This is a genomic window from Marinomonas sp. G8-14, from assembly GCF_055808935.1.
The window spans coordinates 604,961-626,545 of the sequence record NZ_CM147891.1 but is presented as its reverse complement, the minus strand read 5'-3'; the positions used below and the strand labels follow the sequence as shown (position 1 = coordinate 626,545).

Sequence of the window (21,585 nt, the reverse complement as noted above, 5' to 3'; positions counted from 1 at the left end):
TGAAATACATAAGTGAGTAAGTGAGAAGAAATTAGGCTTTTACGACCAAACCATATTCACGGCTCGCGTCTTGAATCCACAGCCATAGGTAATCTGCAAAACTGCGACGAACCACCAATTCGAATTGGTCCTCTGCCACACGACAAATCATCGCACCGCTTTTAGCAAATACGGTAGACACCACTTTACCGACTGGGAACTCACTCGCATGCAAATCCACTGGCGTGGATTTTTTCAGCATATCCACCACATGGCGGCCAGACACATCAAAAATCGTTGTGCCGCCACTGATATTTACCAATGAATAGTGACCCATTAGCTTTTCAAAAAAGCTCGTTTCCAATTCAAACGCTTTTTCACCCGCCATGATAATCAGCCATTCATCTGGCGATACCCAGCGAACTGAAACCTTACCTATTGGTGAATCATCCGCTGTGACTGACGTCAATGGCTGCATTGGCAATGCCACGCCCAATAAGGATTTGATTACTTCTTGCTGCTCTGCGGAGGGCATGCACCGCAGGGTTAATAATCCCATCAACTTACGTTCATGAAAGTGCACACCGCCCTCTTGTGGGCCATGTTTTGCAACACTTTCTAGATCCGCATGGTGTAATGGGCTTTCCCCCATTATCTCGGCCGCGGGTAATTGGTTTGTTACCAACTTAGGTTCCGTTTTTAACTCAGCCGCTACAGTGACATCAGACATGTTGACGCTCCCCTTTTGGATCTAAAAATACTGGGCTACAAATTTCCGCTTCGATCACTCGACCATCCGCCAATGGGTAAAAGACTTTTTGCCCCATTTTATCTAAGCCGCCTTTGACAAAGCCCATGGCAACGGAACGATTTAAGTTCGCGCTCCAGTAACTAGACGTCACATGACCGACCATTGGCATAGGAATCGGCGCTTTCGGATCGAATACGCCTTGCGCGCCTTCTGGCAATACCACATTTGGGTCTAGGGTTTTCAAACCCACCAGCTGCTTACGATTCTCACGAACGCAGTCTTCACGCTGCATTCCGCGCTTACCGATAAAGCTAAAGGGTTTCTGCATCGACACAGCCCACGACATGCCTAAGTCAAACGGATGCACAGAACCATCGGTGTCTTGACCTGCAATAATAAAGCCTTTTTCCGCCCGCAAAATATGCATGGTTTCGGTGCCGTAAGGCGTTAAATTGAACTCTTTGCCCGCCTCAAATAAGGCTTTCCAAACGTGCATGCCATAGTTGGCTTGAACGTTGATTTCGAACGACAACTCGCCCGTGAAAGAAATGCGGAATACTCGTGCTGGCACGCCCGCGACCGTCATGGGTTTCCAATCCATAAAGGCCATGTTGTCTTTGGATACATCGTAGTCGGTTAATTTTTCCAACAATTTACGGCTATTTGGCCCAGAGATCGTCATGGTTGACCAATGATCCGTCACACTGGTGAAGTAGACTTCCAATTCTGGCCATTCGGTTTGATGGTAAATCTCTAACCAAGACAACACACGGGCGGCACCGCCCGTCGTTGTGGTCATCAAGAAATGATTTTCCGCTAAACAAGAGGTGACGCCATCGTCGAAGACCATGCCGTCTTCACCACACATCAAACCATAACGGCATTTACCGACGGGTAATTTCGCCCAAGCGTTGGTGTAAACGCGCCCTAAGAACTCCCGTGCGTCTTTGCCTTGAATATCAATTTTGCCCAAGGTAGAGGCGTCTAATATGCCGACCGATTCACGCGTTGCCAAACACTCACGATTCAAGGCCTCTTGCATGGTTTCATTGCCTTGCGGGTAATACCAAGCACGTTTCCATTGACCTACGTCTTCAAATTTCGCTCCGCGTTCCACATGCCAAGCGTGCATGGCTGTGTAGCGCTTTGGATCAAACAATTCTCCGCAATCCCGTCCAGCAATCGCACCAAATGTCACCGGCGTGTAGTTAGGACGGAAAATGGTTGTGCCGGTTTGAGGGATGGTTTGCTTAAGCATTTTCGCGGCAATTGCCATGCCGTTAATATTGCCCAACTTACCTTGGTCCGTACCAAAACCCATGGCGGTATAGCGTTTCACATGCTCAATGGATTCAAAACCTTCACGACACGCTAATTCAATACCCGCAGCCGTCACGTCGTTTTGATAATCGACAAACTGCTTAGGCGCTTTTGATGTCGGTTTGGTATGAGGAAGGTGGAACAAAGCCATGGCTTTGCTCTCTTGAATTTGTTCGGCTTCAGGCAATACTCGCTCAGGTTTAGCCAAGCCCAAGTGAGACAAGGCGTCTGATGCGGCGCTGAACCCCTCGGACAGTGCGGCAGCGGTTGAAAAGGCGCCATTAATTGCACCAGCAGTAAGCTGTTTTTGATAGGTCTTACCTGGTGTAAAACCGAGAATATCGTCGTTCCAAACCGGACGAGCGCCCGTATGACAAGACAAGTGAATCACCGGACTCCAACCGCCGGAGGTGGCCACTGTGTCTGCGGCCATTTTGACGATAGGCCCCACCACGGCATCGCCGGCTTCGTTAAGCGGTGCAATAGAAACGCCTGTCACTCGCTTATTGCCGTGCGCTTCAATGACGCCAGACCCCACCAAAATACTGATGCCACGTTCCCGCGCCGCTTCAACAAAGGTCCCTTTTGGGTTCTTACGCGAGTCCACAATGGCGACGACGCGACGGCCTGCGTCGTGCCAATCTAGTGCGGCGCGATAAGCATTGTCATTGGAAGTCATTAAGACCAAATCCTTGCCCGGCACCACACCATAACGGTTGATATAAGTCGATACCGCATTCGCCACCATGCAACCAGGTATATCGTTGTTGCCATACACCAAAGGCCGTTCATGAGCGCCCGTTGCCAAGATCACCCATTTGGCACGCACACGATGCAAGCGCTGAGCGATTTGACCATTGGGCGCACGATCGGCAAATTGATCGGTACAATGCTGTTGAATAGTTAAAAAGTTATGATCGTGATAGCCGTTTACCTGAGAGTTTGGCAGCATCAAAACATCCGCGCAGCCAGACAATTCTTGCACGACTTCTGCGATCCATTCGGTGGCGGGTTTATCGTCCAGCGTTTCTTTGCTGCTTAATAAACTGCCACCAAATTCACTTTGCTCATCGGCAATAATCACGCGAGCACCGGCTCGTGCGGCACTTAACGCCGCCGCCAAGCCGGCTGGGCCTGCGCCAACGATGAGCAGGTCACAATGTTGGTTCATCTTGTCGTAAATGTCTGGATCATTTTCCTTTGGCGCACGACCAAGACCTGCGGCTTTACGAATATAGGATTCGTAGGTTTCCCACATGGATTTTGGGTACATAAAGGTTTTGTAATAAAACCCTGGTGGCATCATTTTCCCACCGACTTTCCCCACCAAGCCCATCAAATCCATATCGACGTTGGGCCAACCATTGGTACTGCTCGCCACTAATCCCGCATACAGCGACTGCTGGGTGGCGCGCACGTTTGGAATTTGCGTGGCTTCGGTCGAGCCAATTTGCATGATGGCGTTTGGTTCTTCCGCGCCCGCAGCGACAATACCGCGCGGACGACTGTATTTAAAACTGCGACCCACAATATCAACGCCATTTGCCAACAAAGCTGAGGCCAAGGTATCGCCTTCGAAGCCTTTGTATTGTTTGCCATTGTAAGTAAAAGTCAGCGGTTTAGCGCGATCGATTCGTCCACCTTCTTGAAGACGATTAGACTGCTTGCTCAAATCTTGTGTCATAATATCGCGCCTCTATTTCACGTCGTCGGCTACAACAGAGGGCTTTTCGCCCACCTTGTAGACTTCTTTGATTTCGTAAGTTTGGGTGTCACGTGTGACGTTAAAGTATTTACGACAACCCGCCCCATGCACCCACAGTTCATGATGTATGCCACGTGGATTCGCACGAAAATACATAAACTCACCCCATTCTTTGTCTGTGCAGGCATCGGGATCTAATGGTCGTGCAATATGCGCCTGACCTGCCACATGAAATTCTTCTTCCTCGCGGTATTCACAACAATGCGGGCAATAAATATGAAACATGGTATTTCTCTCCTAATTCGGTCTTCGCCCGCTTAATGTGCTACGCCAGCCGCGCCGTGTTCATCCACCAGCGCGCCGTTATGGAAACGGAACATGGAAAAAGGTTTCGCCAATGGGTGCATTTCGCCTTTCGCCAAAGACGCAGCAAACACATGACCTGAGCCTGGCGTCGCTTTAAACCCGCCCGTTCCCCAACCACAGTTGAAAAACAAGTTCTTCACCGGAGTCTCGCTGATAATCGGACAGGCATCTGGACAAGTGTCGACGATACCGCCCCATTGGCGGTTCATGCGCACACGACTGAAAACCGGAAACATTTCGACAATCGCTTGAATGGTGTGCTCAATAGTGGAATAAGAACCTCGCTGACCATAGCCGTTGTAACTGTCGATCCCAGCCCCGATCACCAAATCGCCTTTGTCTGATTGCGACGCGTAACCATGTACTTGGTTCGACATGACCACTGTATCGAGAATCGGCTTGATGGGCTCTGACACCAAAGCTTGTAAAGGATGAGATTCTAGCGGCAATTCAAAACCCGCCATTTTTGCCAAGACGCTGGAATTTCCTGCGACGACACAACCCACTCGGTCAGCTCGGATTTCGCCATAACGGGCCGTACGCACACCAACAACGGTGCCATCTTCGATAATGAGATCTTCCACTTCGGTTTGCTGGATCAAATCCACGCCATGGGCATCCGCGCCACGAGCAAAACCCCATGCCACGGCATCGTGACGAGCGACACCCGCACGCGGTTGCCAAGAAGCACCCAACACGGGATAACGTGCGCGATCAGAACAATCCAGCACAGGGACAATTTCTTTGACTTGCTGCGTATCTAACACTTCACCATCAATGCCATTTAAACGGTTGGCGTTGACGCGACGTTGAATATCGCGCATGTCTTGCAAGGTATGACCTAGATTCAAGCAGCCACGTTGAGAAAACATCACGTTGTAGTTCAAATCCTGAGACAGACCTTCCCATAATTTCATGGCATGTTCATAGAGGTGAGCCGCTTCATCCCACAAATAATTAGAACGTACAATCGTGGTATTGCGTGCCGTATTACCACCACCCAAAAAGCCCTTTTCAATCACCGCAACATTGGTGACACCAAACTCTTTCGCCAAATAATACGCTGTCGCCAAACCATGGCCGCCACCGCCTACAATGATCACATCGTATTTCTTTTTCGGGGTCGGATTACGCCACACCCGCTGCCAGTTTTCATGATGGCTAAAACTGTGCTTTAACAACCCAAAGCCTGAATAATGCTGCATCAGATCAGCTCCTTATGTGGACAAAAAAATGTGATGAATGAAAGCGCATTAACCACCTGTTACGACTGATGATAAAGACAATGATTTTTTATCTAATGCTTGGAAGCGTCCAGCGAATGACAAATTACGACAGCGGGCATGACGGCTTTGGATATGGCCATGAACTAGGTGAGTTTATGATTTAATGGCTCATTCTTATGGAAAGCCAAAGCCCCCCATTTGACGAGTCCGTCAGCAGCATGTTTGAGGAATTAACAGAGGCAAGGTAGCCGACAATGTATCAGCTTGTATATTCAACACAGTTCAAAAAAGATTTTAAGAAAATCACCAAAATGCCCATTGCCGACATCATTGAAGTGGGGAATATCATTTCCCGCCTACAGCGCGAAGAAAACTTAGATACTAAGCACGTAATACCAAGTCAGATTACTAAACTATTTCTACCATCAGACAGCTCGATAGAGTGGCAGTAAAATACGCTTTTTCTTTATCGACTACGATACAACGCAGCATGCTCAAGGCCATACTCGCCAGCTAGCTCCTGCATGACCTGCACACCTTCTAGCATTTCTGGTGGTTTACCATAGGCTAGGACAGGTATCTCATCGCCAGTTTCTAGGCAAATAACAGACATTCTCACCTTGCGATAACCATCTGACGCCGTGATTCTTTCCAACGTATCCATTTCCACTAAGACGTCATCTGACACATCAAATACCTGTCCTCTCACACAATGCCCTTCCCCTGCGATCAAAACCAACCACGGCGAAAAACGTTCACCAACAAGGTATAACGGATAGCGTTCTTTGGTTTTAAAATCTCCCCGATAACGAACGCCTTTATTGGTTTCAAAGTTAGGAAAACCTTCTTTCAACGTCCCAAAGACAAAAATCTTGTGCATGTCATAGGCTCCTATAAAATACAACCATCCATATGAAATTGTTTAGGCTATCTAGCAAGATATCCTTTCAACTTAAGCGTTAAATTGTTCCATCAACCAAGTCGAAAATACAGCGATTCTTGCGTCTGACTTTGGGTCTGCCAATGTTAATAAAACATAATCATGTCCCGTGGGCTGCATGCCTAGTGGTGCAATAAGGCGTTGTATTTTTAGGTCATCAGCAACCAAAGGAATAGAACCAATGGCAATGCCAAGTTGGTCTTGAGCTGCCTGTAAGGTGTAAAAAAAATGATCAAAGTGCTGTTCACTTTTTGGCGTCAACTTTTCGATGCCTTGTGAGACTTTCCAATCATCCCATGCATTGGGCCGAGTCCGGCTATGTAGCCAATTGGCTTCGCTTACATCTTGGTGAATATGCTTGTCCCAATAGACTTTAGTACAAACAGGACCTGCCCATTCAGAACAAAGCGTTGTTATTTGATAATTTTCTTTGATACCAAAATCCATACGTCGAATGGCGATGTCACAATTTTCCGACAGCAAATCAATCGGGCCACCTGCCATTCTAAGATCGATATTCAATTCCGGACACCGTTCTCGAAACTCACCTAATCGTGGCATTAACCAACGCATCGCTAAGCTTGGTTCACAAGACACGGTAAGAAATGGCGAAGCACTATCGTGACGATGAATCTCCTCGACAGTGAGACTTAACGCATCTAGGGCTTCAGATGTCGTCTTTAACAATCGTTGCCCTGCTGTCGTGAGGTAAACTCGACGATTACGACGTACAAATAAATCTACCCCGATACGCTCTTCAATTTGGGCTACGGCCCGACTGATCGCACCATGAGTTAGATGAAGTTCTTGCGCTGCGCGAGAAAAGCTTTGATGGCGTGCCGCTGCTTCGAAAGCTGTTAAAGCGCCCAAAGGCGGTAGGCGTCTTTTTATGTGATTATTACTCACAATATCCACCATTAATTATCGATTTTATTTGCTTTCATAGCAATTCATACTCTCATTATTCACAGATAAGAGTATTTTACCATGTTAAATATAGATCAATTTGAATTGTATTCCGTTGCTGTTATCACATTACTAGCGGTAATGAGTTCCAGGACCAGATTTTGCCATGGTGTCGAAGATCTCGTTGTTAAAAGGACGACGAGAAGGCATCTTGTGTGCGTTCGGAATTAGCACCGCCATCAGCGTACACTTGGCTTATACACTCTTGGGACTGGGGGTCGTCTTTGCAAACAATATCTGGGTTCTGAATACCTTACGAGTTCTTGGCGCCATGTATCTTATTTGGTTGGGTATTTCAGCTTTATGGCCAGACATCAAAACAATCATCTTTACATTGAAACATAAGCAACCATCTACGCCATTGAAAAATGAACAAACACCAAAAAATACATTGGCAAAAAACAGTTCAGCTTTTTGGTCTGGTTTCGCCTGTAACGCACTCAATCCAAAAACCATGTTGTTTATTGTGTCTTTATTTAGCCAAGTCATTTCAGCAGACACCTCTTTACTGATGGAGCTTGGCTATGGTGCTTATATTGCTTTAGCGCATTTCGTCTGGTTTGCTTTAGTGGCTTGTTTGCTAACATCCGCGAGAATTCAACAAAAAGTATTCATCTTTAAAATATGGGTTGAACGAGTGACGGGCCTATTAATGACGTCTCTCGGATTAAGGTTATTAATAAGCTGATTCTAAAATGAAATATCTTTGACACCAAACTCGAATGATTAAAAAATGCTCCGATTATTAACAATAACCGGAGCATTTGGGCAACTAAAGCGCTTCACCCAGCGCCATAAAATGACATATTTTCTGCCTCTTAAGGGAAGGCTTAAGCGTCTGCACTCTTTACAAAAACATGCGCTCGTTCTGGATCAAAATGCAGACGGATGTTTTCACCTATCTGAAATAGCTGATCCTGACCAATCGCGGCAATGACTTTTTTACCATCTGTAAGACTAACGTCTAAAATCGTTTCAGTGCCAAGGCGCTCTGTTAATGACACTTGTCCGTGCAAAGAGCCTTTCACATCGCCATGCTGCGGCTGTAGGTACTGTGGACGAATACCCAGCTCGACAGTTTGACCAAACTGTAACGCGAGCTCTGGTTTTGGCAGCACAACAGGGTCCAACACCGAGGAACCAAGGGTAATGGTTTGAGCATCGATCGCCAGTACCTCAGCCTCAACAAAGTTCATCGATGGTGAACCGAGGAACCCTGCCACAAAGCGATTTGCAGGGTGATGAAACAATTCCATCGGGCTGCCAATTTGTTGTACTTCTCCACCTTTTAATACAACTATCTTGTCCGCTAATGTCATGGCTTCCACTTGATCGTGCGTCACATAGATCATGGTCGCACCAAGTTTTTTGTGTAATTTGGCAATTTCCATACGCATGTCCATACGCAATGCGGCATCTAAATTGGAAAGGGGCTCGTCGAATAAAAATACCTTGGGATTACGCACAATGGCACGCCCAATAGCCACACGCTGACGTTGACCGCCTGAAAGCTGGCTGGGTCGACGTTCTAATAGATGCTCCATTTGCAAAACTTTAGCGGCTTCATTGACCTGTTGGTCTTTTTCTTGCTTTGAAATGCCAGCAATCGTCAGGCCAAAGGCCATATTTTCCCTCACTGTCATATGAGGGAAGATAGCATAGGATTGAAAAACCATGGCAATACTGCGGTCTTTGGGCTGTAGGTGATTCACTACCTTACCATCAATCGATAGGGTGCCGTCTGTGATGTCTTCAAGCCCCGCAATCATGCGTAGCAAGGTGGATTTTCCACAGCCAGATGGGCCCACAAATACCGTAAACTCACCATCTTTGATGTCTATGTCCACGCCTTTAATAATATCGGTTTTATCGTAGCGCTTTACCAGCTTATGTAATGTGACGTCCGCCATTAGTCGTTATCCTTTTTGTTCTCTGTGACGTTTAATAGACCCGCTGCGTCCACCTCTATTGCAACTGGATCGAGAATTTCGCCAACAAAACCTTGCTTGTCTTGATCATGAAAACCCAGGATACAGTGGCCCTTTTCGGTTTCTAATATTCTCGCGGCATAGCGGTGACAAGGATTCTCGCCGTCAAAAAAAGCCCCAGGAGCAACTTGCCAAGGTCCTCGCGGATGATCAGCGATCAGGTAATGATTGCCCGTCACTAATTTACCCGCTTGACTCGCCGTATACGCCTCACTCCAGTGTTGGCCAGACGTACAAAACAAACAGTACCAGCGTTCACCAATAGCAAACACTTGCGGCACTTCTAATTGACCAAAGCACCCAACAAATACAGGAGGCTGTAACTCCCAGTCATATAAATTATCGGAGGTAGCAAAACCAATCGCGCCACCGGCGTTGGCTTCATCAATGCCCGGCGCTCTGGCGGTAAAAAACATCAACCAACCCTCCCCTTTTGGGTCTTTCATCACCCAAGGATCGCGCATGGCTCGATCGTGCCAAAAACCTTTTTGATGTTGATGTTCGTAATGAGCGGCATTTTCTCCCACCAAATCTAAACACAAGCCATCGCCGACACGTTGCCAATGATGTAAATCCGTACTGGTGGCATGGCCTACGCGTTGATAAAGGCTATTTTCTGCTAAGCAGGTTCCGGTATAGAACAAATGATATAAGCCTGATTCATCACACACGACACTGCCCGTCCAAGTGGTAGAATCGTCCCAAGCTGGGGACTTCGCTGGCGCAAAACACGTACCATGATGCTGCCAATGAACTAGGTCTGTAGAAGTAGCATGCCCTTGGCTAACGTTTAAATGACGTCGCTCAGGATCAAGTAACGCCTTATCGGCTTTCAAAAAATAACCATGCCATGTGTCGCCTTCACGAAAATACCAACTGTCCCAAATCCACTGATCTTTTAATGCGATTGTCATTATATAACTCCTAAAAATTAACCCTTGACGCCTGTTGAGGCAATGGAAGCGATAAAAGCTCGTTGCAATACCAGATAAAACGCTAAGACAGGCATAGTGATCAGTGTTAAGTACGCCATCACTTCTCCCCACGCGGTATTGAGCTGGAAAAAATACTGTAAGCCGACCAAAACTGGCCGGTATTGTTCTTGTTGTGTGACCATAATCGGCCATAAGTACTGGTTGTACATGACCAAGAATTTCAAAATGGCAGCCGTCGCAATCACGGGGCCAGATAGTGGCATCACAATGCGCCAATACACTTGCCACCAGCTACTACCTTCCACACGTGCCGCTTCAATCAACTCTCTTGGCAAGTCTTTGAAATATTGCGTAAACAGAAAAATAGTTAATCCATCTGCAATAAAGGGCACAATTTGCACTCTATAGGTATTCAACCATCCCCAAGTCAGACCCTCCAAACCCAGCCAAGGCAGCTTAGAAACCATGAGCAGCATGGGAATCGCAATGGTTTCAAATGGCACGATTAATGTGGCCACAATGATGGAAAAAGCCAGCTGTTTACCACGCCAATTTAGATAAACAAATGAGAATCCCGCCATTGAACACAACAACAAGCTCAGCACCACAGTCACAGCGGTGACGAGCAAAGAATTAAACATAAACAAAAAAATAGGAGCCTCGTTCAAACGCCTTGTCGTAATTGCTCAGACTAATATCCCCAACGGGCAAAAATGCTCGCAATGAAGCCGTGTCAGCCAGCAACTGATGATCAGGTTTAAACGAAGAAACCAGCATAAAAATCAGCGGAAAGATAAAAATGAGTGCGATTAATGACAACAAGGTATAACGCACAATAAGACGAAGTCGGTGATTATCTATCGTAATATGAGCCATTTAATGTTTCTCCCGAGTGAAATAGCGTTGTAACAGAGAGATACTCAACACAAGGATAAAGAGCACAACTGAAATAGCCGAGCCGCCGGAAATATCCTGCTTGCCGTAGCCTCGCTCAACCGCTTGAAAAACAATGGTTTGAGTGCTGTCCAATGGGCCGCCGTTGGTCATAACATCAATCTGGGCAAACAACGCAAACGCCTGCATTGTAATGACGATCAAGACTAAAATGGCGGTGTTCTTAAGACCTGGCCACGTCACGTAACGAAAGGTTTGCCAGCCGGAAGCCCCTTCAATTTTGGCGGCCTCGTACAATGTGGGCGAAATGGTCTGTAAACCAGAAAGCCAAATCACCATATGAAAGCCCACCGCCTGCCAAATAGACATCACCATGATAGAACCCAATGCTGTATTTGGGTTACCCAGCCAGTCCACAGGCACAAAATGCCCAAATGACAAGGTGTGCAATAAGTTGTTCAGCAAACCATTTTGGCCGTCATAAATAAAACGCCAGAGAATTGACACCACGACAATCGAGACCACTACCGGCATAAAATAAATCGCTCGATAAATATTAATCCCCTTTAAACGCTGATTAATTAACAAGGCTAACGCCAACGCTAGAGCGCCCTGTAGTGGCGCGACAACAAGGACAAAAAGAAAGGTATTCACCACGGCTTTCATAAAAACCGGATCGCTGGCTAAAACAACGACCTTTTGGTCAGACCATTGCCAAGAGAACCACTCTTTCATACCTTGTAAATGCGCATAATCTGGATTGTTGCGGGTATAAGAACGGATACGTGGGTAGGTAATATCGCCTTGATTGTCGCGCTTTATTTCACCGGTATCCGTCATCTCTGGTGCCAGGACTAAACTATTGACGCTCAATAGTTGTCGATAATTTTCTAAACCTACAAACTGCGTTGGATTGGGTGAAATCAAGCGTTGATTTGTCATCGAAAAGACAATGGCAAACACGAATGGCACCACGATAAATAGCATCATCAGACCGAAGCCGGGCAGAGCAAATAGCCAGCCGCTACGGTTATGTTGCGTGAGTGTTGAACATGTTTTTTGCATAATTGAATAGCCTTTCCTGGCGGTTACTAACCTTGGCGCTGAAGAACACCCATTACTCATGTTCCTCAGCGCCATTTCCGTATCGCTAATGTCCATGTTATTAATGGAATTAATTTATTGAATGGCCATAGCCTAAATTACGGCGGATATCGTTATTGATTTCATCCGCTGCGTTATCCAATGTGTCTGCGACGTCAGCGCCATCAGCTATATCGGCCAATGCTTTCTCTAGCACCTTAGCCGCGACCACATAGCCTGGGGTGACAGGTCTAAGCACAGCTTGTTGTGCTGATAATTCAAAGAAAGTCGCCATCGGAGCACCTTGACGATAATGCTGACTGGTCGCAGCCGCGGTTTTGGTGGGTGGAATAAGCCCAATCGCATCAGAAAACGCCGTCATATAACGATCTTGCGTGGCAAATTTAATAAAGTCAGCGGCACCTTGAGCGTGTGGAGTCGTAGCCGAAACACCAAACTGCCAGCTTGCTGCACCAATTTTAGGTACCTGACCTAAATCAGGTGCGGGTAAAAACAAGACATCATCACCGAATGCCTTAAGCATATTTAAGGCTGTCCAGTTACCATTCCATTGAATCGCGTATTTACCATCCACCAATCCAGTTTCGCGATCAGCGGTATCTTGTGAGTTGCCTGGGGTATAGCCTTCTTGAAACAGCATTTGCCACCACTCTCCAAAGGCGATGGCGGCATCGCCATTCAACACCCCTTCTGCGCTCTGATAGGTGCTACGATCGACAATATCCCCACCAAAGCTTTGCAAGAACGGACTAAACGCGTAAGGAAACCATTCGCCTTTCCAAGCCAAACCAAGATCAAGCGGATAGTCGTATTTTCCCGTTTGTTTTAACGTTTCAAGCGCGGCATTAAATTCATCCAAACTCCAAGGCTGATCTAACGTTGGAATACGAATATTGGCGTCAGTCAATGTAGACTTGCGGGTAATCATGGCGACAGCCGCATCCCACAGTCCCAAGGAATACAATTTCCCATTCCAATATCCCTTTGTACCGGGCAGAAAGTCGGCTATGGCGGCTTCATCAATGTTGAGTGGTTGTAAATAACCTGCCCAAGCCCAGTTAGGCATCACAGGGCCATCCACATCAAGAATATCGGGTAAATTACCCGCTAAAGCGGCCGCAATAACTGAGTCGTTATAGGACTCTTGCGGGAAACTTTGCAACGCCACTTTCCAATCCGATTGGCTGTTGTTGAAGTCATCCACTATCTGATCGATAATTTTTGCCTCCACAGGATTGCCCGCACCGTGATACCACAGCGACAAATTCGTCTGCGCGTATCCATTTATTGCTCCCAGGCTCAACAGCGATGCACTCGCCGTCATCAGCACGTTTTTCATTATTATTGTTTTCATATTTAACGTCTCCAAGTCGATTTATAAAAAATGACATCGATGTCATTTCAATGGATAAAAAAAGACATCAATGTCTTTTTTTATCCATCTTATTCCCTTGTTACTAATGATCTATCATCGTCCGTTGATCGTTTTTTAGTGTCGTATGGCAATACGGAATGACGCCACACAACAGGACTGGCAACACGAATGGGTGCCGCTAGTAATTGAAATTGTTTGTCTTGAATTTGCTTGAGTAATAAACGCGCGGCTTCAGCGCCAATTTCTCGATAAGCCAAATCTACAGTCGTCAGAGAGGGGTACAAACTTTCCGTGATCGATAAATAGTTATCATAACCCGCCACTGAAATCGCTTCCGGAATACGAACCCCACGGGAACGCAATATTCCATAGAGTTTTAAGGCCATTTTATCATTACCACAACATATAACAGACGGAGGCTGAGGCAAGGCTAAAAGTCGATCCACAGCCTGTTCAACCAAGGCTTTATTATCGACTTGCTCTAGTGTATCGGCACACAAAATTAAGGCAGGATCGATATCAATCCCCGCTTCATTGAGTGCTTGGCAATAGCCCTTAGTTCGTAAGTCAGTCGCGACCATCTGTTCATCAAGACTAAGGTACGCAACGCGTCGATGCCCTGCTGACAAGATACGTTTTAATAAATGGTACTGACCCCACTCATCGTCTGGCACCACAGCTGGGGTCTGTTGAGCATCAAAGCAATTTGCCAACACGATGGCCATATCTTTACTGTGGACTGGCAAACTGACTTGTTGATGATAATCTGCAACATAAATAATGCCTTCCACACGATGTTCTTGAAAAGTTCGAATTAAATGCGCAACACGGCGACTATCGTCACCCGTATCAGCAATTAACAGTGTTTTACTTGACGCTTGAATAACAGCCTGAATGCCCTGCACAATAAAAAGATCAGGCAGCCCTGTCGGTCCAGCCGTCGCATTATGGGATATTGCCCCCGTTATAACACCGATTAAACCCGACTTATTAGAGCGCATCGCTCTCGCCGCCGTACTTGGAACATAGCCTAATTGGTCAATAGCGGCTTGAACCTTTAAACGTGTTGCTTCACCCACTGGCGCGTCATTATTCAGAACCCTAGAAACGGTCTTGGGCGACACATTGGCGATTTTAGCCACATCGTAAATAGTAGACATTAAGCATTAACCTTAAAATGACATCGATGTCATAATAGTATTAAAAAAGACCTTGTCAAGAAAAATCTGGGTAAATAACAATCAGGTGTGTCGATACCAATTCGTTAAATGCTCGTTACATCAACAAAACAGCAAAACAAAAATACCCCGATGGGGTTGCACCATCGGGGCTAGAAACGTTATCCGATTACTTTGCTGGACCAGTGCGTAAACCAATAGTCACAGAGATAGCGGCTGCCAACAAAATGATGGCAGCGATGCTGAATACGCCCAAGGCACCACTGATGTCGAACACAAGCCCGCCCGCTGCGGCACCCAGTGCAATGGCCACCTGAATGGTGGCGACCATAAGCCCGCCACCACTTTCCGCTTCGTCGGGAACACTGCGTGTAATCCATGTTGACCACGCGACTGGCACGCCACCAAACGCCATTCCCCAGACAGCCACCAAAATTGCCGTAGGTACAATGCCTTGAAAGCTCACCATGCCTAAGCCAGCCAGCCCCATAATCAATGGCATAAGAGCCAAGGTTAGACGCAATGATCTGCCGATCAACGTACCTGCAATGTGGGTACCGATGAAATTAGCCACACCAAAACCCAACAGAATCCCTGAAATACCCGCCGTCGCTACGCCCGTCACGTTTTCAAGAAATGGTCGTACATAGGTAAATAAGGCGAAATGACCCGTAAAAATAAGCACTAACACAAACAGACCAAACTTCATCCTTGGACGATTCATTACCGCAATCAGCGTACCTAATGTGGCCCGACCTCGCGGAGGAATGCTTGGCAGTGTGAAAAACTGCACCACAAGCGTCAAAACACCCAGCAAGGACGCCAGTAAGAAAACATGACGCCAGCCAATAATTCCTCCCAGATAGCTGCCCAAGGGAGCCGCAAAAATCGCCGCAGCGGACACACCGCTAAACATAATAGCCAAAGCTCGTGGAACACTGCTGTCCGGCACCAACCTTATAACGGTGGCCGCCGCCATGGTCCAAAAACCACCAAGAGCAATACCAAGCAGTACGCGCCCAGCCAGCAGCAGAACAAAGTTCGGCGCGAAAGCAACCAAAATATTCGAGACAATTAGCAACACCGAAAATCCCAATAGGACATAACGACGATCTATCCCACGCGTAACCGTGGCGGTTAAAAGGCTAGCAGCCACGGCAAGAAGTGCTGTCGCGGAAACGGCTTGACCTGCCATGCCTTCTGTAATGGAAAGATCCGATGCCATGGGGGTTAATAGACTAGCAGGCAAAAACTCCGCTGAAACTAGCCCAAAAACCCCTAATGTCATAGCGATTACGGCCCCCCAAGCAGGTACATCTTGTTGTGCCTGTGACGGGGACACATTTACTGTATTCGTCATTAAACGTCCTCTTAACTGAATGTTGATAAATTACGTACAGAATAATATGGACAGGCCGGACGATATATACCAATATATCTTAAATTAATACCATATCGTCCGGAGTAGCTATGTCACTTTCCTCGCTGAACAACACACATCATGAAAACCAACACGATATGGTCAATGCGCTTTTATCTGGTGTTCGTCTTAAGGGGCTTGAATACAGACGAGTCGATATTTCTGCGCCATTTGGCCTACGATTCGGAGAAGGTGCCGATAAGCAATTGGCGTACTTTCATTTTATCGGTCAAGGTTCTGCCTTTTTGCGCACCCGAAATGGCACGGTACAACAACTTGCCTGTGGCGATGCGGTGTTAATTCCTTGTGCTGGAGTCCATGATCTTTACAGCGAAGACGATGTCTCGTTAGTCAGTATTGACGCTTTTGAAAAAGTTCCATTGTGTGACTCCACCGCGGAAATCAGCGCCTGTGACCTTAAAGTCTGCCGCTCAAGAGACAACTTCATTTTCAGCTGCGCCATGGAGTTTGATTTGGGTTGGCTGCACCCGCTAGCGCACTTAAAGCCCGAGGTGATGCATATTGAAACCGTGCCCAATCACGACCCACAAATCCCCATCCTTCTTGATGTCATGACAAAAGAAATCATGGCCAAGCGGCCTGGCTACGGGGTGATATTGACTCGACTTGCCGATGTTGTCGCGGCGGCTATATTACGTCGTTGGGTAGAAACTGGCTGTAATGTCTGTGGCTGGGTCGAGGCAATGCGTGACCCCAAGTTAGCGCAAGTTTTATCCGCTCTACATCGTGACCCCGGAAGACAGTGGTCCGTTGCAGATATGGCCATCGAGATGGGGGTTTCTCGATCTGTGTTTGCTGAGCGATTTACAGAGTTAACTCAATATACGCCCCAGCAATACCTTGGTAACTTACGCATGCGCCTTGCCAGCCAATGGATCAGCCATGACAACCTCTCACTCGATGACATTGCTAATCGACTTGGTTACAGTTCTACGGCGTCATTTAGCCGAGCCTTCAAACGCATGACAGGAATACCTCCCGGTGCGGTAAGACGCGGTGTGTATCCAGAATAAGATACATCCTAAGAAGGTTTACCGACCTCTTTCATAAGCTGCACCTAGCGCCTTACAGACAAATCAATCTAAAACGGCGCTAACAGGCTTCCATGTTAGATTGATTCGTTATTCAAACACGTCAATTAACGGTGATACGAGTGACAAATCATCTTCCAGTATTGCGGCAATACCCTATTGTCTCCAATCACGTCTACCGTTTGGGTGAACAAAATATTGGTGGCAGATTTACCAATCATGATATCGAACTCGCCCGCTTCCACTATGCGCTGGTGTGCTGCGTTAGTGAAGTTCAACATGTCGACAGGTAACTCAAACACGACAGTGGTTGAAGCACCCGCGGCTAACTCAACACGCTGAAAACCTTTCAGTTCACGAATCGGCCGAACCAAAGAACACAGCTTATCTTTCACGTAAAGTTGCACAACCTCACAACCAGATCGATTGCCGATGTTTTCAAGCTCGACTGATACTCTAATCACGCCATCTTCAATCGACACCTGCTTGTTTTCGATCTGCATATTTTTATAGGCAAAGTCAGTGTAAGTCAGGCCGTAACCAAAGTTATATTTCGATCCAAAATGATAGGCAATGGGCGTGCCACCGCTTTTGAGTTTATGGTTATAAAAATACGGCACAGCGCCAGCATTTTTAGGAATCGATAGGGTTAATCGCCCAGAAGGTGATTGTTTACCGACAATAATATCCGCAATCGCTCTTGCGCCTTCTTGCCCCGAGCCCCAACCGAATAACACCGCAGCAGCTTTTTCTTCTGCGCCATTTAAGTTGTATGGCCTTCCACCCGTAACCAAAATAATCACCGGTTTACCTGTGGCAATCGCTTCGTCAATTAACTGCTGTTGCACGCCTGGCAAATCTAAACTGTCGGTATCCGATCCTTCGCCCACGGTGCCTGTTTGGAACAAACCAGCAAGATCCCCCACACATACAATCGCCACATCCGCTTGCTCGACCATTTCAATCGCTTGTTTAATTTGGCTAGTATCTCGTGAGACTGGAGACGTCATGGTTTGATTCATGGCCAAATCCACATCACCAGGGAAAACCGGAGCATTGCTATGACGCTCCGTTAAAATATCGCAACCTTTGCTGTATGAAACCTGTGCAAATTCATTTTGCAGCGCTTCTAAAATAGTCGGACACACCTTGCTACTGTCGTCAACGCTGCTCAAGATAAGATGCACTGGAAAACTGTATCCACCAAGCAAGGCCAATTGGTCATCTGCTGTTGGGCCAATGACGGCGATTTTTTGTTGGCTATTTAAGGGTAAGCCAGCGTTGTTTTCTAACATGACGACCGATTGTAAAGCGACTTGATAGGCAAGCTCTGTGGCTTTTTCGCTTTGGAGGCTCAATGGGAGATTCATCGCAATATGGATGCTCAAATAAGCCCATTTCAAATTTTACTTTCAAAATTCGAGCGACGATCTCATCGATTTTCTGCTCATCAATCAGCCCTCTTTGCAGTGCCGAGGCTAACTGACTGGAACAAGCATCATCTGGCAATTCAATGTCTAATCCAGCATTGAACGCCAACGCCGCCGCATGGGCATTATCCGCTGCAATGCCATGATGACTCGCCAATAACTCAACACCGCCATAATCCGCCACAATTAAGCCATCAAAGCCCCATTGATTTCGCAGCACTTCGGTTAATAAATGGTATGAGGCATGGCAAGCTTCATTATCTATATCGTGATATGCAGGCATCAACGAACCTGCTTTGCCGAGTTTTACCGCCATTTCAAAGGGCAACAAAAAAGTGTCGTTTAACTCTTTAAAGCCCAAATGCACAGGTGCATGGTTGCGTGCGCCTTCGCTAAAAGAATGGCCGACATAATGTTTTAAGGTAGCAAGAAGATCACGTTTTTCGCCTTGCAGGCCTTTAACAAACTCTGTCGCTAACACACCAACATGGTAAGGATCTTCACCCAGCGTTTCTTCCGTTCTGCCCCAGCGTACATCGCGAGATACATCCAACACTGGTGCTAAGCCATGATGGGCGCCAACACGGCGAGTCTGCTCGCCAATCACTTGTGCAACCTGATGAATAAGCGGCGGATTCCAAGTGTGGCCATAGTTAAGAAAGGAAGGAAACAGAGTCGAGCCTTTCGCCATCAGCCCAACTAAACACTCTTCGTGTGACATAGCGGGAATGCCCAAGCGTGTTTCTTCGACGAGATACTTTTGCAATTGATTTAACGCTTTGACGCCATCATTGGGGCTAATGACTTGTGTACCCAATGGACGAGTAATTTGACCTAAACCATGTTTTAGACGCTCTTGAATCGGTTTACGCTCCCCTTGAGCACCCATCTCAAAATCTCGGTCTTTGTGGTCGCCCGTAGGTTCTAAAATTAACCATTGCGCGCCCAGTTGTGCAATTTTTTCCTCCAACGTCATGCGAGCCAGTAAATCGTCAACGCGCTGCGAAACGCTAGCATTTGAATTTTTATAAACGTCCATCTATACGGCACCCTAATAAGAAAACATGAAATCTATTTATATTAATTATCTTATTGCGATAAATTGAAAATCGGCATCAACTTTTTTATTACTCTGCATATTCTATAGACAACACTGTGTGTTGTATTTTAATCAGCAAATGAATAAGAATTTCCCATAAGATTAAAGAGTTTCAAATTATGTTATGTCACATCTTCACTATGTTATTTAACATAAGCAATATGGTATACCTCTTCATTCCCCCTCTCATAAAAAAGCATCACAGCCAACACCACTATCTACCAATAAAAAATATCAACTTTAAAATCAAACCCTTAGTAGAACCATTCACACCACGAGAGACGACTATTTATTAGTCATTAAGCACCATCAACAAATAAATGAACAGGATTATCAAATTTCATAATTGAGCAAAAAACCATATACAGCAATGATCAACTCATTGAAATTTCACTAAAACAAACACCACAAAGAATACTTAATATTAACTTAACATCTTAATATTCGGTTTATTTTTAGATGACGTTTAGATTCATAGTCTTTGAAACCAAGAAATGAAATCTATTCATTTTAAAAAAGTACGATCACATTAATAATAAAAAAGGACGTTCTTTATGCGTTACCAAAATACAAATACCATCCGCAACACTCAAAAAAACTGGAAAAATCTCTTTTATCCAGTTGCCATTGCGGCGTCTTTGACGTCGTCATTCGTTTGGTCTGATACCACTATTCGCATGCTTCACCTTGAAGCCGACCCAAAAGTCGTCGCCATCTGGGAACAAGTGGCCGATGACTACGAAAAAGCCAATCCAGGTCAACACGTCAAATTGGAATATTTAGAAAATGAGGCCTTCAAGCAAAAGCTGCCGACACTGCTTCAATCTGAGCAACGTCCTGACATTTTCTACAGCTGGGGAGGTGGAAACTTTCAAACACGTGTTGATGCGGGATTGTTAAAAGATGTCACCAAAGAAATGAAAGACATTAAACCTAGGTTCTCAGAGGCTAGCTTTAACGCTTTTAATTACCAAGGAAAACAATACGGTCTTCCTTACATGGTTAGCCAAGTCGGCTTTTGGTACAACAAAAGCTTATTTCAACAAGCCGGTGTTGATGCTGAAAAAATCATCACTTGGGATGATTTCCTAGAGGCTATCCAAAAACTCCACGCAGCCGGCATTACTCCCATTACAACCGCTGGTGGTGATAAATGGCCTGTGCAGTTTTATTGGGCGCTACTGACTATGCGCCAAGCTGGTCAACAAGGCATTCAAGATGCCATCGACAAAAAAGGCGATGGCTTCGGTGGCGAAGACTTCATTAAAGCGGGTGAAGAGCTTAAACGGTTAGTCGATTTAAAACCCTTCCAAGCAGGGTATTTAGCCGCTTCCTTTGGCGATTCCTCTGGTAACTTTGGCGATGGCAAAGCTGCGATGCAGCTAATGGGGGATTGGAACTATCTCTTCCAAGCTCAGCAATCCATCAGTGGTAAAGGTGTTGGAGATGACAACCTAGGCTGGATGAATTTCCCTGTTTTAGAAAGAGGCAAAGGCAAAGCCACGGATACTCTGGGTGGTATTGCTGGCTGGGTACTTACTTCTGAGGCCAGCCCAGAAGCGGTTGAATGGCTAAAATATTTTTCTAACATTGAGATGCAAAAACACTTAGCCAAAATCAACATGATCATTCCTGTAGTAAAAGGCGCGGATGTATCCATTGAAAATCCGTTTAAAAAACGGATTGCGCAAAACATCGCTAACTCTTCATGGCATCAATTGTTTTATGACCAAGCATTTGGTGCCAATGTTGGAAGCGTCGTGAATGACATTTCCGTTGGGATTATCAGTGGCTCACTTTCACCTCAAGAAGCCGCTGAACAAGTGCAAGAAGCGTGGGAATTTGAATAACGCTGAA

The 21,585-nt window shown here is 46.2% G+C and carries 20 protein-coding genes; 4 read left to right on the top strand and 16 right to left on the bottom strand.

The annotated features are described in order from the left end of the window. Nucleotides 1-31: 31 nt before the first annotated feature. Genes AC0L6V_RS03050 through AC0L6V_RS03035 form a run of 4 tightly spaced genes read right to left on the bottom strand, consistent with a single transcriptional unit; the run spans nt 32 to nt 5,326 of the window. Nucleotides 32-709: a sarcosine oxidase subunit gamma gene (locus AC0L6V_RS03050; RefSeq protein WP_265217333.1), complete on the bottom strand. Its 678-nt coding sequence runs from the start codon at nt 707-709 to the stop codon at nt 32-34. Further along, nucleotides 702-3,734 (bottom strand): sarcosine oxidase subunit alpha, encoded by a 3,033-nt coding sequence (locus AC0L6V_RS03045; RefSeq protein WP_265217332.1) that lies wholly within the window; start codon nt 3,732-3,734, stop codon nt 702-704. Before AC0L6V_RS03045 ends, AC0L6V_RS03050 begins: the two co-directional genes overlap by 8 nt. A 12-nt stretch (nt 3,735-3,746) precedes the next feature. Further along, complete coding sequence (locus AC0L6V_RS03040) at nt 3,747-4,040, bottom strand: sarcosine oxidase subunit delta (protein WP_111606149.1); 294 nt, start codon at nt 4,038-4,040, stop codon at nt 3,747-3,749. A 32-nt stretch (nt 4,041-4,072) separates the two neighbouring features. Next, nucleotides 4,073-5,326, bottom strand: coding sequence for a sarcosine oxidase subunit beta family protein (locus AC0L6V_RS03035; RefSeq protein ID WP_111639533.1), 1,254 nt, complete (start codon nt 5,324-5,326; stop codon nt 4,073-4,075). Nucleotides 5,327-5,601: 275 nt separating this feature from the next. On the opposite strand from AC0L6V_RS03035, the gene AC0L6V_RS03030 reads away from it, so the two are divergent. After that, entirely contained in the window at nt 5,602-5,799 is a 198-nt protein-coding gene (locus tag AC0L6V_RS03030; protein WP_265217329.1) for a hypothetical protein, read from the top strand. Nucleotides 5,800-5,813: 14 nt separating this feature from the next. Here AC0L6V_RS03030 and AC0L6V_RS03025 read toward each other — a convergent pair whose 3' ends face one another. Both AC0L6V_RS03025 and AC0L6V_RS03020 read right to left on the bottom strand, forming a co-directional pair. Beyond that, complete coding sequence (locus tag AC0L6V_RS03025; protein ID WP_265217327.1) at nt 5,814-6,227, bottom strand: gamma-glutamylcyclotransferase family protein; 414 nt, start codon at nt 6,225-6,227, stop codon at nt 5,814-5,816. A 72-nt stretch (nt 6,228-6,299) separates the two neighbouring features. Then, nucleotides 6,300-7,193, bottom strand: coding sequence for a LysR substrate-binding domain-containing protein (locus AC0L6V_RS03020; RefSeq protein ID WP_409419355.1), 894 nt, complete (start codon nt 7,191-7,193; stop codon nt 6,300-6,302). Nucleotides 7,194-7,359: 166 nt separating this feature from the next. On the opposite strand from AC0L6V_RS03020, the gene AC0L6V_RS03015 reads away from it, so the two are divergent. Beyond that, nucleotides 7,360-7,941, top strand: a complete 582-nt coding sequence (locus tag AC0L6V_RS03015; protein WP_265217325.1) for a LysE family translocator — start codon at nt 7,360-7,362, stop codon at nt 7,939-7,941. A gap of 142 nt (nt 7,942-8,083) precedes the next feature. Here AC0L6V_RS03015 and AC0L6V_RS03010 read toward each other — a convergent pair whose 3' ends face one another. The 8 genes from AC0L6V_RS03010 to AC0L6V_RS02975 form a co-directional block, all read right to left on the bottom strand. Beyond that, a complete protein-coding gene (locus AC0L6V_RS03010; protein ID WP_409419353.1) occupies nt 8,084-9,163 on the bottom strand; it encodes an ABC transporter ATP-binding protein in 1,080 nt (359 codons plus the stop codon). Then, nucleotides 9,163-10,155, bottom strand: coding sequence for a glycoside hydrolase family 68 protein (locus tag AC0L6V_RS03005; protein WP_409419352.1), 993 nt, complete (start codon nt 10,153-10,155; stop codon nt 9,163-9,165). Before AC0L6V_RS03005 ends, AC0L6V_RS03010 begins: the two co-directional genes overlap by 1 nt. Before the next feature lie 17 nt (nt 10,156-10,172). Further along, a complete protein-coding gene (locus AC0L6V_RS03000) occupies nt 10,173-10,817 on the bottom strand; it encodes a carbohydrate ABC transporter permease (protein ID WP_418139065.1) in 645 nt (214 codons plus the stop codon). After that, nucleotides 10,810-11,052: an ABC transporter permease family protein gene (locus tag AC0L6V_RS02995; RefSeq protein WP_418138764.1), complete on the bottom strand. Its 243-nt coding sequence runs from the start codon at nt 11,050-11,052 to the stop codon at nt 10,810-10,812. Before AC0L6V_RS02995 ends, AC0L6V_RS03000 begins: the two co-directional genes overlap by 8 nt. Further along, on the bottom strand, nt 11,053-12,135 hold the full coding sequence (locus AC0L6V_RS02990; protein WP_265217320.1) for a carbohydrate ABC transporter permease: 1,083 nt from the start codon (nt 12,133-12,135) through the stop codon (nt 11,053-11,055). 109 nt (nt 12,136-12,244) lie between these two features. After that, nucleotides 12,245-13,528, bottom strand: a complete 1,284-nt coding sequence (locus AC0L6V_RS02985) for a sugar ABC transporter substrate-binding protein (RefSeq protein WP_418138763.1) — start codon at nt 13,526-13,528, stop codon at nt 12,245-12,247. An 89-nt stretch (nt 13,529-13,617) separates the two neighbouring features. Then, nucleotides 13,618-14,709 carry a LacI family DNA-binding transcriptional regulator gene (locus AC0L6V_RS02980; protein WP_409419349.1) on the bottom strand — a complete coding sequence of 364 codons (1,092 nt, stop codon included), beginning with the start codon at nt 14,707-14,709 and terminating at the stop codon, nt 13,618-13,620. Between the two features lie 187 nt (nt 14,710-14,896). Then, entirely contained in the window at nt 14,897-16,087 is a 1,191-nt protein-coding gene (locus tag AC0L6V_RS02975) for an MFS transporter (protein WP_265217316.1), read from the bottom strand. Between the two features lie 110 nt (nt 16,088-16,197). Between AC0L6V_RS02975 and AC0L6V_RS02970 the strand changes: the two genes are divergently transcribed. Further along, nucleotides 16,198-17,181 (top strand): AraC family transcriptional regulator, encoded by a 984-nt coding sequence (locus AC0L6V_RS02970; protein WP_265217315.1) that lies wholly within the window; start codon nt 16,198-16,200, stop codon nt 17,179-17,181. Between the two features lie 125 nt (nt 17,182-17,306). Here AC0L6V_RS02970 and AC0L6V_RS02965 read toward each other — a convergent pair whose 3' ends face one another. Both AC0L6V_RS02965 and AC0L6V_RS02960 read right to left on the bottom strand, forming a co-directional pair. Beyond that, nucleotides 17,307-18,557 carry a glycoside hydrolase family 3 C-terminal domain-containing protein gene (locus AC0L6V_RS02965; protein ID WP_418138762.1) on the bottom strand — a complete coding sequence of 417 codons (1,251 nt, stop codon included), beginning with the start codon at nt 18,555-18,557 and terminating at the stop codon, nt 17,307-17,309. After that, nucleotides 18,460-19,668, bottom strand: a complete 1,209-nt coding sequence (locus AC0L6V_RS02960; RefSeq protein WP_418138761.1) for a glycoside hydrolase family 3 protein — start codon at nt 19,666-19,668, stop codon at nt 18,460-18,462. The genes AC0L6V_RS02965 and AC0L6V_RS02960 overlap by 98 nt, the downstream gene beginning before the upstream one ends. A 614-nt stretch (nt 19,669-20,282) precedes the next feature. On the opposite strand from AC0L6V_RS02960, the gene AC0L6V_RS02955 reads away from it, so the two are divergent. Next, on the top strand, nt 20,283-21,578 hold the full coding sequence (locus tag AC0L6V_RS02955; RefSeq protein ID WP_265217312.1) for an ABC transporter substrate-binding protein: 1,296 nt from the start codon (nt 20,283-20,285) through the stop codon (nt 21,576-21,578). Nucleotides 21,579-21,585: the final 7 nt, after the last annotated feature.

Bases quoted from the DNA above. Each gene is read 5' to 3' on its own strand.
- AC0L6V_RS02990 (WP_265217320.1), bottom strand. From the start codon at position 12,135: ATGCAAAAAACATGTTCAACACTCACGCAACATAACCGTAGCGGCTGG.
- AC0L6V_RS03005 (WP_409419352.1), bottom strand. From the start codon at position 10,155: ATGACAATCGCATTAAAAGATCAGTGGATTTGGGACAGTTGGTATTTT.
- AC0L6V_RS02980 (WP_409419349.1), bottom strand. From the start codon at position 14,709: ATGTCTACTATTTACGATGTGGCTAAAATCGCCAATGTGTCGCCCAAG.
- AC0L6V_RS02970 (WP_265217315.1), top strand. From the start codon at position 16,198: ATGTCACTTTCCTCGCTGAACAACACACATCATGAAAACCAACACGAT.
- AC0L6V_RS02995 (WP_418138764.1), bottom strand. From the start codon at position 11,052: ATGGCTCATATTACGATAGATAATCACCGACTTCGTCTTATTGTGCGT.
- AC0L6V_RS03025 (WP_265217327.1), bottom strand. From the start codon at position 6,227: ATGCACAAGATTTTTGTCTTTGGGACGTTGAAAGAAGGTTTTCCTAAC.
- AC0L6V_RS03015 (WP_265217325.1), top strand. From the start codon at position 7,360: ATGGTGTCGAAGATCTCGTTGTTAAAAGGACGACGAGAAGGCATCTTG.
- AC0L6V_RS03035 (WP_111639533.1), bottom strand. From the start codon at position 5,326: ATGCAGCATTATTCAGGCTTTGGGTTGTTAAAGCACAGTTTTAGCCAT.
- AC0L6V_RS03010 (WP_409419353.1), bottom strand. From the start codon at position 9,163: ATGGCGGACGTCACATTACATAAGCTGGTAAAGCGCTACGATAAAACC.
- AC0L6V_RS02985 (WP_418138763.1), bottom strand. From the start codon at position 13,528: ATGAAAACAATAATAATGAAAAACGTGCTGATGACGGCGAGTGCATCG.
- AC0L6V_RS03045 (WP_265217332.1), bottom strand. From the start codon at position 3,734: ATGACACAAGATTTGAGCAAGCAGTCTAATCGTCTTCAAGAAGGTGGA.
- AC0L6V_RS03000 (WP_418139065.1), bottom strand. From the start codon at position 10,817: ATGTTTAATTCTTTGCTCGTCACCGCTGTGACTGTGGTGCTGAGCTTG.
- AC0L6V_RS02955 (WP_265217312.1), top strand. From the start codon at position 20,283: ATGCGTTACCAAAATACAAATACCATCCGCAACACTCAAAAAAACTGG.
- AC0L6V_RS02960 (WP_418138761.1), bottom strand. From the start codon at position 19,668: ATGGACGTTTATAAAAATTCAAATGCTAGCGTTTCGCAGCGCGTTGAC.
- AC0L6V_RS03050 (WP_265217333.1), bottom strand. From the start codon at position 709: ATGTCTGATGTCACTGTAGCGGCTGAGTTAAAAACGGAACCTAAGTTG.
- AC0L6V_RS02975 (WP_265217316.1), bottom strand. From the start codon at position 16,087: ATGACGAATACAGTAAATGTGTCCCCGTCACAGGCACAACAAGATGTA.
- AC0L6V_RS03030 (WP_265217329.1), top strand. From the start codon at position 5,602: ATGTATCAGCTTGTATATTCAACACAGTTCAAAAAAGATTTTAAGAAA.
- AC0L6V_RS03040 (WP_111606149.1), bottom strand. From the start codon at position 4,040: ATGTTTCATATTTATTGCCCGCATTGTTGTGAATACCGCGAGGAAGAA.